Genomic DNA, 12,959 nt, shown 5'->3' on the forward strand with positions numbered 1-12,959 from the left:
CGCCATCAGCGCCCGGTCTGGAATCACTGTCACGCGGAGCCACTCACCGCGGCGGCGACGTGCTGGCTGCCCCAATGCGCGACGCCGAGGATGCTCTCCATCGGGTTGACGCCCAGCGCGGTGGGGAAGACCGAGCCATCCACGACGAAGAGGTTGTCACAGTCCCAGTAGCGCAGCGTGCTGTCCACCACGCTCGTCTCGGGGCTCCCCCCCATGGCGCACCCTCCCATCTGGTGGGCGCTGAGCACCGAGCACTCGAGCGGGGCGTAGGGCGCGTCATCGAGCAGCGGGATGTCCTGCTCGCTCCGCATCACCACCGGCTTCGAGTGCGGGCTGAGCACCACCTCCGCCCCGGCGGCGAACTGGATGCGCGCGGCGACCTTGAGCGCCTCTCGGAAGGCCTCCCAGTGCAGCGCCGTGAGGGGATAGTCCACCTTGAAGCGCGAGTACTCGCCCGCGCCGCGCAGGGCCACGGTGCCGCCCTCGTCCCCGGGCTGGACGCCATCCAGGCAGATGGAGATGAGCGCGTTGGCGTGGGGCAGGCCCGCCATCAAGTCCTGGTGCCCCGCGCCGAAGCCGTTGAGCGCCACCGCGCTCAGGAGCGGCAACAGCGGGGGGACCTCCAGGAGCCACCCCATCCGCCCCTGCCCCCGGTCGATGAACTGCCGCGAGTACACGGTGAGCGGCGCGCCCGAGTACGCCTCCACGCGCTCGCGGAAGCGCGCGTTGGACACGACCACCGGATGCAGGAACAGCCGCTTGCCCACCCGTCCTCGTCCGGTGAGCCCGCTGCGCAGCAGCAGGCCCGGCGAGTTGATGGCCCCACCGCACACCGCCGTCACCTTCGCCTTCACGGTGAGCCGCCTGCCCGTGGGCCGGTTCGTCCTCGGGTCGAGGATGTCCCCGTGCACGGCCGTCACCCGGCCGCCGTTCGTCTCCAGTCGCCGCGCGCTGACGTTGGCGTACAGCCGCATGCCCCGCTCCACCGCCTCCGGGATGAGCGTCACCAGCGTGGACTGCTTGGCGTCCGTGGGACAGCCCAGTCCACACGCGCCCAGCGACGCGCACGCGCGCACGTTGCGCTTCACCGTGCCTCGGCCATACCCGAGCGCGCCCAGCCCGTCCCAGAGGATGCGGTTGTTGCGATTGGCCTGCTCGATGGGCCAGTCACGGATGTTCAGCCGATCCTCCAGCCAGTCCCAGTGCGGCGCGAGCGTGGCCGCGTCCAGGCCCTTCACGCCGTGCGCGTCGCGCCAGTGCTCCAGAATCTCGGGCGGCGTGCGGAAGCATGCGCACCAGTTGACGGCGGTGCCGCCGCCCACGGTGCGCCCCTGGTAGATGCCGATGGACAGGTCGTCCGTCGCCCGGTTGCCACCCTCCTGGTAGAAGGTCGCGTAGGCCTTGGCCTCCTTCAGGTCGAAGTCGCGACGGGTGTGGTAGCCGCCCTCCTCCAGCATCACCACGTCCAGCCCGCGCCGGGCCAACTCCAACCCGAGCACTCCGCCGCCCGCGCCGCTGCCCACCACGCAGACATCACACGTGAGCGCCTGGTCCCCGGTCAGCTCAGCTCCCGTCCGGATGCGTCCCGTCATGGCGTGCCCCCTCCCGAGCCCGCGAAGGGTCCATCCTCGGGCCCACGCCACACCGGCGCGTCCGCGACGTGGAAGCCCTCCGGCGCCGCGTAGCCCGTGGCGGCCATGGCGGCCGGGTGCGAGTAGTAGGCGGCGTAAAGGAGCCCGCGCAGCGCGTGGTAGCCACCGCGGCGGAACACCAGCCGCGACGTCCTCCAGGACTCGAGCACGGCATCCTGCGCCTCGGGACCGAGCCGCGAGAACGGCGTGACGCGTCCGGTGAAGAGCAGCCCCGCGAGCGCGTTGTCGAACAGACCCACCACCGCCTTCACCTCGTTCGCGACGGCCGGGTCCAACCCCGCCAGCAGCCCATCCACCAGGAAGGCCACGCGCACCGTGTCCGCGTCCGGCCAGCCGTCTCGCGGTTGGAAGGCGCGGCGGGCCATGGCCTGGAGCGTGGCGTACTCGCGCGCGCCGAGCACCTTCAGGCCCTCGGGCGGAAGGGGCAATGACAATCCCTCACGCGTCCACAGGAAACCGCCGCCCCCCAGCGCGAGCAGCGCGCCTCCGAACAACCCTCGCTTGAGCAACCCTCGGCGCGACAACGAGGGCGGCCCCACAGGAGACGGGGACATTCATCCTCCGGGACGACACGGGTACAGGGGCGTGACGAGACGGACGGGACTCTAGCGCGCGGCCCCCGCCGCGACGCAATCACTCACGTGTCCCAGGGGTCACGGCGCGGGAGGCGAAGGCTTCGACTCAGGAGCAGGCGGCGGAGCGGCGGGAGCGGGCGCATCCCTCAACACCTGCCCCGTCAATTCCTTGCGCGTGGTGGCGTCGGCATAACCTTCCACCACCAATGCGCTCAGGTCGAAGGGGACGCCCTGCGCCTTCTCGACCTTGTTGGCAATCGTCTCCAATGCCTGACGCGTCTGCTTCTCCGGGTAGGGCACGCCCACGAAGATGCGATTGGCGGCGTTGGCCACCTCGAAGGTGTAGAGCTGGGTGAAGCCCGCCTGCCACGTGCGGAGCATGGAGGGGAACAGGGGGTTGGGCGGGTATTCCCAGACGTTGCCCACCACCGCGCCACGCGCCGTCAGCCTCGCCCGCACGGCGGCGAGGAACTCCACGGTGCCCAGGTGCTCGGGGATGCTGTCGGGGCCGTAGGCGTCCAGGAAGATGAGGTCGTACGCAGGCCGCTTCGCCTCGATGAAGGTCCGGCCGTCCGCCACGTGGGCCTTCAGGCGCGCGTCCTCACGGAAGCCGAAGAAGCGCCTGGCCACGTCCACCACGTCCGGGTCGATGTCCACCACGTCGATGTGCGCCTCGGGCAGCACCGCGCGCAGGAACATGGGCATCGCGCCGCCGCCCAGGCCCACCACGAGCACGCGCTGGGGCTTGGGTACGAAGGCCAGCGCCACCATGGACACGCGCGTGTACGCCAGCTCCAGCTTCTTCGGCTGCCCGGGCCACACCACGCTCTGCAGCGCGCCGGAGTCATCGAACTGGAGATAGCGCCGGCCCTCCCGGTCCTCCGTCACGGTGATGAGCGTGAAGGGTGACTGGCCGCGGTGCAGCTCCGTGCGCGGACTGGAGGACGAGCACGACAGGAAGGCCAGCACCAGCAGCACCAGCCGAGGGGTGAACCGCCGCATGCCCGCTCCTTGCTCTCACGATTCAAAGTAGCACTTCCGTCAGGAAAACCAACGGGTTGACGCGCCAGTACCCCCAGGTTCACCTTGCCGCCCATGACGCACGCCCCGCACGCTCTCGCCGAAGCCGACCAGGCCCTCATCGCCGAGGAGGAGGCGCTCCTGTCGCGCGTCCAACAGGCGCTCGAGGCGGCGCGGCAGAAGGCCGGACGCACGCAGGAGAACCGCCTGCTCGTCGCGCAGCTCCAGGCCCTGCGCGAGGACGCGGCCACCGCCGCCGAAGCGGACCTGCCCCACCTGTTCTTCCAGATGGACCAGACGCGCGCCCTGCTGGACCGGCAGGAGTCCGCGAACCTGCCCGACGCCCAGGCGCCCTACTTCGCGCACCTGCGGCTCGTCGGCGAGGCGGGACCGCGCGACTACCTGCTCGGGCGCACCACCTTCGCGGACGTGGGCGCGGGCGTGCGGGTCATCGACTGGCGCTTCGCCCCCATCGCCCGCGTCTTCTATTCGTACGAGGAGGGCGACGCGTTCGAGGAGCAGTTCGGTGAGCGGCTGTCCGAGGGCACCGTCGAGGTGCGCCGGCTCGTCGTCATCGAGAAGGGCGTGCTCACGCGCATCATCTCCGGCGCGCGCGTGCTGGAGCGCGCCGCCGACGGCACGTGGCGCTCGGTGGGGCGCGACTTCACCTCGCTCCAGGCGGGAGGCGCGGGCACGGCGGCACGTCCCGGCGCCCTGGGCACCGGCAAGGGCGCCCGGCGCGTCGAGGATGTCTTCGGCGTCACGGCGCTGCTGGACGCCGAGCAGTACGAGGCCGTCACGGTGGAGGCGGGCCAGCCCCTGCTGGTGCTGGGCAGCGCGGGCAGCGGCAAGACGACGGTGGCGCTGCACCGGCTGGCGAAGATCGCCTTCGACGACGCGGAGCGCTTCCCGCAGTCGCGCATGAAGCTCATCGTCCCCGAGGAGGGCCTGGCGCGGCTGTCGCGGCGGCTGTTGGCGCCGCTGGGCCTGGGGCGCGTCACGGTGGAGACGCGGGACGCGTGGCTGCTGGCCGCGGCGCGCTCGGCGTTCGACCTGCCGGGCATCAAGCTGAGCCCGGAGACCCCGCCCCTGGCCGCGCGCCTCAAGCGCCACCCCGCCCTGCGCCGCGCGCTGCTGGCGCGCATCGGCGCGCCGAAGACGGAGGCGGGCACCACGCTGGAGCGACTGCACCGCAGGCTCGCGGACGCCTACCTGGACCGGCGCTTCCTGGAGGAGGTGGTGCGCGCGGCGAAGGGCGAGCTGCCCTTCACCGCCATCGACGAGGTGCTCGAGCACACGCGCCTGCAGCGCTCCACGCCGCTGTCGAAGGAGCTCAAGGACATCACGGACCCGGACCGGCTCATCACCGTGGACGGCAAGGCCATCGAGGAGGACACGCCCTACGCGCTCGCGGGCACGGTGGACCTGGAGGACCTGCCCATCCTCATGTTCCTCAAGGCCCAGCAGGGCCCGCTCGGCCTGGATCGCCTGGCCCACGTCGTCCTCGACGAGGCGGAGGACTTCTCCCTGTTCGAGCTGTTCGTGGTGCGGCGGCTGCTGGGCAAGGGCAGGAGCTGCACGCTCGCGGGCGACGAGCTGCAGCAGACGGACGCGGGCTTCGCGGGCTGGCCGGAGGCGCTGGACGAGCTGGGCATCCGCGACGCCGCCACGTGCCGGCTGCAGGTCTCCTATCGCTGCCCCGCGCCCGTGGTGGAGCTGGCCCGGCGCGTGCTCGGCACCCAGGCCAAGGCGGAGTCCGCGTCGCGGCCCCAGCGCCCGGGCGCGCCGGTGGGCTTCCACCACTTCCCCGTGGAGGCCCAGGCGCAGCTCTTCATCGGCGAGGCCTTGAGGGACCTCGTCGCGCGCGAGCCCCACGCCTCCGTGGGCGTCATCGCCAGCAGCCCCGAGTCCGCGGACGCCGTGTACCGCGTCGTCGCGGACCAGTCCTGGGCGCGCCGGGTGAAGGACGGGGAGTTCTCCTTCGAGCCCGGCGTGGACGTCACGGATGTGGGCAGCGTGAAGGGCCTGGAGTTCGACTACGTCATCCTCCCGGACGTCACCGCCAGGGCCTGGCCCGTGGACGACGAGACGCGCCGCCGCCTGCACGTGGCCATCACCCGCACGTCCCACCAGCTCTGGGTGGTGTCGTCGGGCGCGCGCTCGCACCTCATCCCGCGGGAGGTCGACGCGGCAGCTCCACGGTGAAGGTGGAGCCCTGGCCGGCCGCGCTGCGCACCAGGATGCGGCCGTCCATGGCGTCGACGATCTGCCGGACGATCCAGAGGCCCAGCCCCAGCCCGCCGTAGTGGCGCTCGCTGGCGAGCCGCTCGAAGCGCTGGAACAGCCGCGACTGCGCCTCCACCGCGATGCCCACGCCCTCGTCGCGCACGAGCAGCCAGGCGCGCTGCTCGTCCACGCCCACCTGCACGTCGATGGGGCGGCCCCGGCCATACTTGATGGCGTTGGACAGCAGGTTCTGGATGACCTGCTCCACGCGCAGCTTGTCCCACGAGCCCGTCGCCGTCGGAGGCGTCTCCAGCCGGAGCGCGCACCCCGCCCGGGCCAGCTCCTCCGCGTAGCGCGGCACCAGCTCTCGCACGAGCGCCGCCAGGTCCATCTCCTCGCGCTCCAGCCGCAGCTTGCCCGCCGTGATTCGCGAGACGTCCAGCAGCTCCCGCACCAGCCCGGACATGCGCGACAGCTGCCGCTGCACGGACAGCACCTTGCTGGAGATGGACTCGGACGCCACGTCCCCGATGCTCGCCGGGTGCGCCTCCAGTTGCCGCCGGAGCGCCTGCACGTTGAGGGTCAGCGAGGTGAGCGGCGTGTTCAGCTCGTGCGAGGCCACGGACAGGAACGAGTCGCGCGCCCGCACCGCCTCGTGCGCCTCCGTGTAGAGCCGGCCGTTGTCCAGCGACGTGGCCGCGCGCCGGGCCAGGTCCTCCGCCAGCCGCACGTCCGCCTGCGTGTAGCGCCGGCCCTTCTCCGTGTTCACCAGCGAGAGCGCGCCCAGCACCCGCCCCCGGCTCATCAACGGAACGATGATGTACGCCGACATGCCCAGGGCCAGCGTGGCCCGCCCGTGCGCTTCGTCCTGGAACGCCCGCGCGACGATTTCCGGCCGCAGCTCCGCCACGTACTCCGTGGTGCCCGTGCGCAGCACCTTGCCCACGCCGTGGGGCGCGTCCATCAGGATGGGGTAGCGCGCGTGGTACGCGCGGGTGGCCTCCACCATCTCCGGCCGCACGTGCGCCATGGCCACCCGCCGCACGCTCCCGTCCGGCATGGGCACGTCCACGCTGCACCCGTCCGCCAGCGGCGGCACGGCCAGGTGCGTGAGGCGCTGGAGGATTTCGTCGTGCTCCAGCGACGAGGTGAGCACCTCGCTGGCCTGCGCCAGGAAGGCCGCGTGCCGCTGCGCCCGGCGCGTCTCGTCGTAGAGCCCGCGGAGGATGGCCTCCTGCTTCTTCTCCGACGTGTTCTCCCGCGAGAAGACGTAGACGCGGCCCCGGCCCCGGAACAGGCGCAGCACGAACCAGCGCTCACGGCTCGCGAAGTGCCACTCGAACTCCTCCGGCTCGCCCGTGGCCGCCACCCGGTCGAAGCGCTCCTGGAGCTGCTCGCGCAGCACCTCCGGGTACGCCTCCCAGGGCATGCGGCCGAAGAGCTCCTCGCGCCGGCCACCGAAGGCGCGCTCCAGCGCCGGGTTGGCGTAGAGGCACACCCCTTCCAGGGAACAGATGGCGACGCTCTCCGGGAACTGGTCCCACAGGGCGGTGTCGTCGCTGGCAGGCCCCTCTGCGGTCAAATGGTGTTCCACGCGCTCGGTGCGGATGCGGGTCAAGGCCCCTGCTCCCGCTTAACACTTCCCTCGTCCCGGCCCACCGGCTCCTCCCACGCGTCTGCTCGTCAGACAACACTCCAAGGCCCCGGAGTGCAAGTTTCAGGGCCTGTCCAAGGGCGGCGCGGGAAGCGGCAGGCGGACGCTGAAACAAGCCCCCTTGCCCGGCGTGCTCTCCACGGACACGCGCCCTCCGTGAAGCTCCACCAACTGCCGGGAAATCCAGAGCCCCAGACCGAAGCCCGGCCGCCGCGAGTCCAGTCGGGTGAAGCGCTGGAACAGCCGCGCCTGGTCCTCCTCGCGGATGCCCGGGCCCCCGTCGCGCACCCACAGGAGCGCGAAGCCGCCCTCCGTGGTGAGCACCACCTCGATGGGCGTCCCCGCCGCGTGCCTGAGGGCATTGGTGAGCAGGTTGGTGAAGACCTGCTCCACCCGCGTGCGGTCCCACGCGCCCACCACGCCCGGCGGGGCCCGCACGTACAAGTCACAGCCCGCCCGCCGCACGTCCTCCTCCATGCGCTCCACCGTGCCGCGCACCAGCGCGCCCAGGTCCACCTCCTCCAAATCCAACACGGGCCGCTGCGTGGACAATTGCGACACGTCCAGCAGCGTGGCGATGAGCCGGTCCAACCGGCGGCACTGGTCCTGGACACGCCCCAGCCTCCGGGGCACGTCGTCGGGCGTGAGCGCCCCCACCTGCGCGGAGCGCACCAGCCCGTCCACGTAGAGCCGCAGCGAGGTCAGCGGCGCGCGCAGCTCGTGCGAGGCCACGGACAGGAACTCGTCGCGAACCCGCAGCGCGGCCTCCAGCGCCGCCGTGCGCTCCGCCACGCGCTCCTCCAGTTCCCCCGCGGACCGGTGCACCTGCTCCGGAGAGCCCGCCTCGGGCTCGCCCGCGCCGGGCGCTCCCGTCCGACTCGTCTCCACCGCCATGCGCCAAGTCCTAGCGCCAGGGGGGCCATGGCTCCAATCCGCCCCCCGCACGCGCCAGCCCGCAAGCTTCCACTACCCAACACGCCCGCGTCAGGGAGGCGTCTGCTCCCCCTGCTGCTGCTGCTGTTGCTGGCGCCACTGCTGGCGACGCGCCTCCTGCGCGCGGCGGTGGGCGAGCGCGTCGGCCTCCTGGCGCGGGTACTCCGACAGCCGGGTGCGGTGCATGTTGATGCTCAGCTCGTACAGGCCCCGGTCGCGGTCCGGCAGCTCGTCCCCCTGCTCCTCCAGCACCGTCGTGGCGAAGAGCAACATGTCCTCTGACACCTTGCGTCGTCGTTCGTAGTACTGCTGGATTTCCGCCTCCGTGGCGTCACCCGCCTGCACGCGGCCGAAGAGCTCGTTCCACCGCCGCGTCTCCTCCTCGCGCTTGCGGATGAGCTCCGGGTCCTTCGTCGGCGCGCCCAGCTCCCAGTACAGGTTGTCGGGCAGCCTCGCGCGCAGCGCCTCCAAATCCAGGGGATAGGGCTTGGGCTGCTCATCCTCCGGCTCGGGGGCCTGGAGCGCCGGGGGAATGACGCTGCTTGTCATTCCTGGCGGCTTCACCGGCTCCGGCGCGGGGGTGGGCGGCGCGGGCGGAGGGGTGGGCGCGGCGACGGGGGCTTCCGGCTCGGGCGGAGGCAAAGGCGCCTCTTCCCAGAGGGAGAACACGAGCGCGGCCACCAGCGCCCCCCCCGCGAGCCCCGCCAGCCAGCCCATCCGCTTCGACCCCGCTTTGTCGGACATGACGCCCGAATACCGCGCACCTCGCACACATGGCAACCAACGCTTGTCATGCCGCAATGCATCACAAACCAGGCGGATGCTCGAAACATGAAACAACACATTCAAGACTGACTCGGGTGTCAACGTGGGCTATAGACCGGACTTCCCCCCAAACCCGGAGGAGCCTGCATGAAGCGCGTACTCGTGGCGTGCCTCGCTGTCGCTGCGCTGATGGTGCCCAGCGCCGCCCGCTCGGAAGTCATCGTCTCGTCCATCGTCAGCGTGCTGGTGGATGGCGGCAACAACTACAACTGGCAGAAGGTGGAGCTGCCTGGGACGAAGTGTGGCAATGGCTCCCAGTTCAAGTTCTTCATCCACAAGACGAACTCGCCCAACCTGCTGATGCTGCTCGAGGGCGGCGGCGCGTGCTGGGACTACGACACCTGTAGCGGCCGCGCGGGCCTGTTGGGCGCGGCGAACCCCAACGGCATCGCCGACGACTACATCACCCAGTTCACGGCGAAGTACGTCTCGCCGCTCGTCAACGGCGCGGACCCGGGCCTGCCGGGCCGCAGCAAGACGAACCTGGTGACGAACGGCTGGAACATCGTCTACGTGCCGTACTGCACCGGCGACGTGCACATCGGCAACAACGTGAAGACGTACGTGGACCAGACGGGCGCGAACCCGCCGCTCACGTGGCACCACAACGGCTACACCAACACGCTGGCGGTGGCGAACTACGCGAAGACGCAGTTCCCCAACGTGCAGAAGTTCCTGATGACGGGCTACAGCGCGGGCGGCACGGCGACGTCGGCGGGCTACTACTTCGCGCGGCGCATCATCAACCCGGCGCGCGGCTACCTGCTCAACGACTCCGGCCCCATCTTCCTGGCGCCCAACGCCAACTTCAAGTCGCGCGCCCTGCACGACAAGATTCGCGAGTCGTGGAACCTGAACTCCGTGTTCGGCCTGCTGCCCGCGTCGTTCAGCCAGAACGACTTCGGCACCATCAACCGCATGGTGGCCACCGAGTTCCCGAATGACCAGCTGGCGTACACGGGCTACACGCGGGACTACAACTACTCGCGCTTCTCCTATGAGCGCTTCCACACGCCGAACGACAAGGAGTCCGTGCACGCGTACTGGAAGACGGACGAGGCGGCGCTGGTGACGGAGCTGAGCAAGTACAACAACTTCAGCTACTTCATCCCGCACGAGCGCGCCATCAACTCCAGCCACTGCAGCACCATCATCACCTTCATCGGCGCGCACGCCTGCCAGCAGATGGAGAAGAAGAAGTGGTACGAGTACATCTCCGCGCCGTGGCAGTCGTGGACGTGCCGCAGCGAGTTCGTGGGCATGGACGTGTTCCTGCAGCGCTTCGTGGGCAACAACCAGCGCGTGCGCATCTACGAGCCGCCCAACGGCTACAACGCCGAGGACCCGGGCATGGGCATCGTCGCGCCGCTCATCAACGGCGCGCTCGGCGGGTAATCCCTTCCGAGGCGTGAGGTGACTGGCGGCGGGGCGGCGGAGGCGACTCCACGTCCCGCCGCTGGTGTTTGGAGGGACAAAGGCGCTAGAGGCCCAAGGCGCCATGGACAACCTCACCCACGGGCTGCTCGGACTGGCCATCGGCGCGCTGCGCCGCCCCGACGTGCGCCCCGGCGCCCCCGAGCGGTCGACGCCCACGGACCGGGCGGTGCTGCTGGCGAGCGTGCTGGCCGCGGAGCTGCCGGACCTGGACACGCTGCTGGCGCGGGGCGACGCGGTGACGGTGGCGCTGCACGCGCACCGGGGGTTGTCCCACTCGCTGCTCTTCACGCCCGTCGTCGCCCTGGGGGCCACGCTGGTGGCGCGGGCGGTGTTCCGGGGCGCGCGGTGGACGCCCGTGCTGGTCACCAGCCTGGTGTCGGTGGTGTTCGCGCACCTGCTGCCGGATTTGTGGACGGGCTGGGGCACCCGGGTGCTGCTGCCCTTCTCGGACGCGCGGCTGAGCCTGGACTGGACGGTGGTGGTGGACCCGTGGGTGACGCTGCCGCTCGTCGTGGGCGCGGTGGTGGCCTGGCGGCGGCGGGCGGTGTGGCGCAAGGCGGTGCTGGTGGGGCTCGCGTGCTCCATGGCGTATGTCGGCGCGAGGGTGGTGTCGTGGGGCGCGCTGACGGGGCGCGTGGACCGGGCCTATCCCGAGGCCCAGGCGGTGCGCGTCTTCCCTGCCCCGCTGTCGTTCCGCACGTGGCGGTACGTGGCCCGGCTCCCGGGCGACGTGCTCGCGGCGGGGGAGCTGTCGCTGTTCGGGGAGCCGCGCGAGGACCGCCGGGTGGAGGCGCCGGTGGAGGTGCTGCCCGCGGACCTGAAGGCCATCCCCACCGTGCGCGAGGCGCTGGCGTGGGCGCGCTTCCCCGTGGTGACGGTGGTGCCGGTGGAGGGCGGGCGCGAGGTGCGCATCGCCGACCTGCGCTACCACCTGCGCGGTGAGCCGACGCTCACGTTCGTGGTGCGCGTGGACGCGGGTGGACAGGTGACGGACGCGCGGCTGGAGCGCGGAGGGAGCGCGTCCGAGCTCTTGCGGCGGTGGCGTGGTGAGGATGCGCGCGAGGCACGCCCCGACTGAGGCGGAGTCATGCGCCCGGGCGAAGGAGGCCGCGACTCGCGCACCGAGGCGGCACGCTCGCCCCCGGAAAGAGCCTCGCGGCGGGGTGGTGCTTGCCGCCGCGAGGAAGGACCGTCAGGTCAGCCCCGACAGGGGCCCCTTGAAGTCCTGATGGCCGAAGGTGTTCACGTTCACCCCGAAGGCCTGGGCGATGGACACCAGCAGCTTGTTGTGCGCGACGGCGCCCGGCAGCGGCGTGCCCGGCCCGCCCCAGTTGTTCAGAGGGTTGGAGCCCGCCGGACGCAGCCGCAGGAAGCGGCCCATGCGGAACTTCCCGCCCGCGCCGCCCGCGAGCACAGTGGGCACGCGCACGTTCATGTGCCCGGACGCATCCCCCAGCTCGTTGCCCCAGAGGATGAGCGTGTTGTCCAGCGCCGTGCCGCTGCCCTCCTGCACCGAGGCCAGGCCGTTCATCAGGTACGCCACCTGCTCGGCGTACCAGCGCTGCACCTTCACCATCTTCCCGCGGATGTCCGAGCGCAAGGGCTCGTCCGTCACGTCCAGGCGGTGCGCCAGGTCGTTGTGCGTGTCCTCGTGGATGCCGAGCCAGGGCATCGACGGACCGGGAATCGTCAGCGTCGCCACGCGCGTCAGGTCACACGCGAAGGCCCGGACGATGAGGTCCAGGTGCAGCTTGGTCAGCGCCGGCATGTTGTCGAGGTTGCCGAGCTGGCCCAGGTCGAACGCCGGGGGCGCCGTGCCGCCGCTGCACGCGGCCTCCGCCGGCAGCGGCTCCTGCTGCGCCGGCGTGGGCGTGGTGCTCAGCGTGCCCAGCCGTCGCTCGATGTCGCGCAGCGACTCCAAGTGCGTCTCCAGCTTCTGCTTCTCCGCGCCCGCCAGCCGCTTGCTCAACCGGGTGGCGTCCTTGATGAGGTAGTCCAGGAGGCTCTTGCGACGCGCGGTGTTCTGCGCCGCCTCGCCCGGGTCCTGCGAGGGCGACGGCGCGTTGCCGAACAGGCGCTGGTAGACGCCCGCCGGGTCTCGCTCGAAGGGCACACGGCCCCCGTTCGGCGTGAAGCTGATGCTGTTGTAGACGTGCTGGCCCCCGAACTGCTCCCAGGCGTTGAGCTGGATGGAGCGGAAGCGCGTGGCGCCACCAATCTGCGCCGCCAGCACCTGGTCCAGCGAGGCGTTCTCCGGCAGGTCGTCACCGCTGGCGGTGTTGACCTTGCTGCCGGTGAGGAACGTGAGCGGACCGCCCTCGTGGCCCGTCAGGCCGTGCTCGTAGAGCACCTGGTAGTCCAGGCCGTCCAGCACCAGCAGCTTGGAGCGGTGGGCCTGGAGCGGCTGCAGCATGGAGTTGGGGAAGTCGAGCGTGAAGTCCGTCTCCCCACCCTGCGGGTTCCAGTACTCCGGAAGGCACCCGTGGGCAGTGAAGATGGCGATGAAGCGCAAAGGCGGCGTGGTGGCCTGGGCGTACGCGTCCGTGGTGCCGAGCAGGTTGGCCAGGGGCAGCGCCGCCGTCGAGCCCGCCAGGGCCTGGAGCAGGGAGCGTCGGGAGAGATTGCGGAGCATGGTGG

At 71.2% G+C, this 12,959-nt stretch carries 10 protein-coding genes; 3 read left to right on the top strand and 7 right to left on the bottom strand.

The annotated features are described in order from the left end of the window. Positions 1-29: 29 nt before the first annotated feature. From AC6JA9_RS31440 to AC6JA9_RS31450, 3 genes are all read right to left on the bottom strand, one after another. A complete protein-coding gene (locus AC6JA9_RS31440; RefSeq protein WP_223745293.1) occupies positions 30-1,592 on the bottom strand; it encodes a GMC family oxidoreductase in 1,563 nt (520 codons plus the stop codon). After that, positions 1,589-2,206: a gluconate 2-dehydrogenase subunit 3 family protein gene (locus AC6JA9_RS31445; RefSeq protein WP_223781909.1), complete on the bottom strand. Its 618-nt coding sequence runs from the start codon at positions 2,204-2,206 to the stop codon at positions 1,589-1,591. Before AC6JA9_RS31445 ends, AC6JA9_RS31440 begins: the two co-directional genes overlap by 4 nt. 99 nt (positions 2,207-2,305) lie before the next feature. Next, positions 2,306-3,229: a spermidine synthase gene (locus AC6JA9_RS31450; protein WP_223745291.1), complete on the bottom strand. Its 924-nt coding sequence runs from the start codon at positions 3,227-3,229 to the stop codon at positions 2,306-2,308. 93 nt (positions 3,230-3,322) lie between these two features. On the opposite strand from AC6JA9_RS31450, the gene AC6JA9_RS31455 reads away from it, so the two are divergent. Continuing rightward, the gene (locus tag AC6JA9_RS31455) at positions 3,323-5,452 is read left to right on the top strand and encodes an ATP-binding domain-containing protein (RefSeq protein ID WP_497958288.1); all 2,130 of its coding nucleotides are present in this window, start codon (positions 3,323-3,325) and stop codon (positions 5,450-5,452) included. On the opposite strand, the gene AC6JA9_RS31460 is transcribed toward AC6JA9_RS31455, so the two are convergent. The 3 genes from AC6JA9_RS31460 to AC6JA9_RS31470 all read right to left on the bottom strand — a co-directional run bounded on the left by AC6JA9_RS31460 (position 5,415) and on the right by AC6JA9_RS31470 (position 8,804). Continuing rightward, the gene (locus AC6JA9_RS31460) at positions 5,415-7,091 is read right to left on the bottom strand and encodes a sensor histidine kinase (protein ID WP_223781907.1); all 1,677 of its coding nucleotides are present in this window, start codon (positions 7,089-7,091) and stop codon (positions 5,415-5,417) included. The two genes, AC6JA9_RS31455 and AC6JA9_RS31460, sit on opposite strands and share 38 nt — an antisense overlap. Positions 7,092-7,190: 99 nt before the next feature. Further along, positions 7,191-8,021 (bottom strand): sensor histidine kinase, encoded by an 831-nt coding sequence (locus AC6JA9_RS31465; RefSeq protein ID WP_223745288.1) that lies wholly within the window; start codon positions 8,019-8,021, stop codon positions 7,191-7,193. A 90-nt stretch (positions 8,022-8,111) separates the two neighbouring features. Beyond that, positions 8,112-8,804: a hypothetical protein gene (locus tag AC6JA9_RS31470; RefSeq protein WP_223745287.1), complete on the bottom strand. Its 693-nt coding sequence runs from the start codon at positions 8,802-8,804 to the stop codon at positions 8,112-8,114. 168 nt (positions 8,805-8,972) lie between these two features. Here AC6JA9_RS31470 and AC6JA9_RS31475 point away from each other — a divergent pair, with 168 nt between their 5' ends. Both AC6JA9_RS31475 and AC6JA9_RS31480 read left to right on the top strand, forming a co-directional pair. Further along, positions 8,973-10,280 (top strand): pectin acetylesterase-family hydrolase, encoded by a 1,308-nt coding sequence (locus AC6JA9_RS31475; RefSeq protein ID WP_223781906.1) that lies wholly within the window; start codon positions 8,973-8,975, stop codon positions 10,278-10,280. Positions 10,281-10,383: 103 nt separating this feature from the next. Beyond that, positions 10,384-11,400 carry a metal-dependent hydrolase gene (locus AC6JA9_RS31480; RefSeq protein WP_497958289.1) on the top strand — a complete coding sequence of 339 codons (1,017 nt, stop codon included), beginning with the start codon at positions 10,384-10,386 and terminating at the stop codon, positions 11,398-11,400. A gap of 114 nt (positions 11,401-11,514) precedes the next feature. Here AC6JA9_RS31480 and AC6JA9_RS31485 read toward each other — a convergent pair whose 3' ends face one another. Beyond that, entirely contained in the window at positions 11,515-12,954 is a 1,440-nt protein-coding gene (locus AC6JA9_RS31485) for a DUF1552 domain-containing protein (protein WP_497958290.1), read from the bottom strand. Positions 12,955-12,959: the final 5 nt, after the last annotated feature.

The sequence above is a fragment of the Myxococcus sp. MH1 genome, from assembly GCF_059738865.1.

What these genes read in the sequence shown, in the direction of transcription:
- AC6JA9_RS31440 (WP_223745293.1), bottom strand. Translation starts at nt 1,592, where the DNA reads ATGACGGGACGCATCCGGACGGGAGCTGAGCTGACCGGGGACCAGGCG.
- AC6JA9_RS31445 (WP_223781909.1), bottom strand. Translation starts at nt 2,206, where the DNA reads ATGTCCCCGTCTCCTGTGGGGCCGCCCTCGTTGTCGCGCCGAGGGTTG.
- AC6JA9_RS31450 (WP_223745291.1), bottom strand. Translation starts at nt 3,229, where the DNA reads ATGCGGCGGTTCACCCCTCGGCTGGTGCTGCTGGTGCTGGCCTTCCTG.
- AC6JA9_RS31455 (WP_497958288.1), top strand. Translation starts at nt 3,323, where the DNA reads ATGACGCACGCCCCGCACGCTCTCGCCGAAGCCGACCAGGCCCTCATC.
- AC6JA9_RS31465 (WP_223745288.1), bottom strand. Translation starts at nt 8,021, where the DNA reads ATGGCGGTGGAGACGAGTCGGACGGGAGCGCCCGGCGCGGGCGAGCCC.
- AC6JA9_RS31470 (WP_223745287.1), bottom strand. Translation starts at nt 8,804, where the DNA reads ATGTCCGACAAAGCGGGGTCGAAGCGGATGGGCTGGCTGGCGGGGCTC.
- AC6JA9_RS31475 (WP_223781906.1), top strand. Translation starts at nt 8,973, where the DNA reads ATGAAGCGCGTACTCGTGGCGTGCCTCGCTGTCGCTGCGCTGATGGTG.
- AC6JA9_RS31480 (WP_497958289.1), top strand. Translation starts at nt 10,384, where the DNA reads ATGGACAACCTCACCCACGGGCTGCTCGGACTGGCCATCGGCGCGCTG.
- AC6JA9_RS31485 (WP_497958290.1), bottom strand. Translation starts at nt 12,954, where the DNA reads ATGCTCCGCAATCTCTCCCGACGCTCCCTGCTCCAGGCCCTGGCGGGC.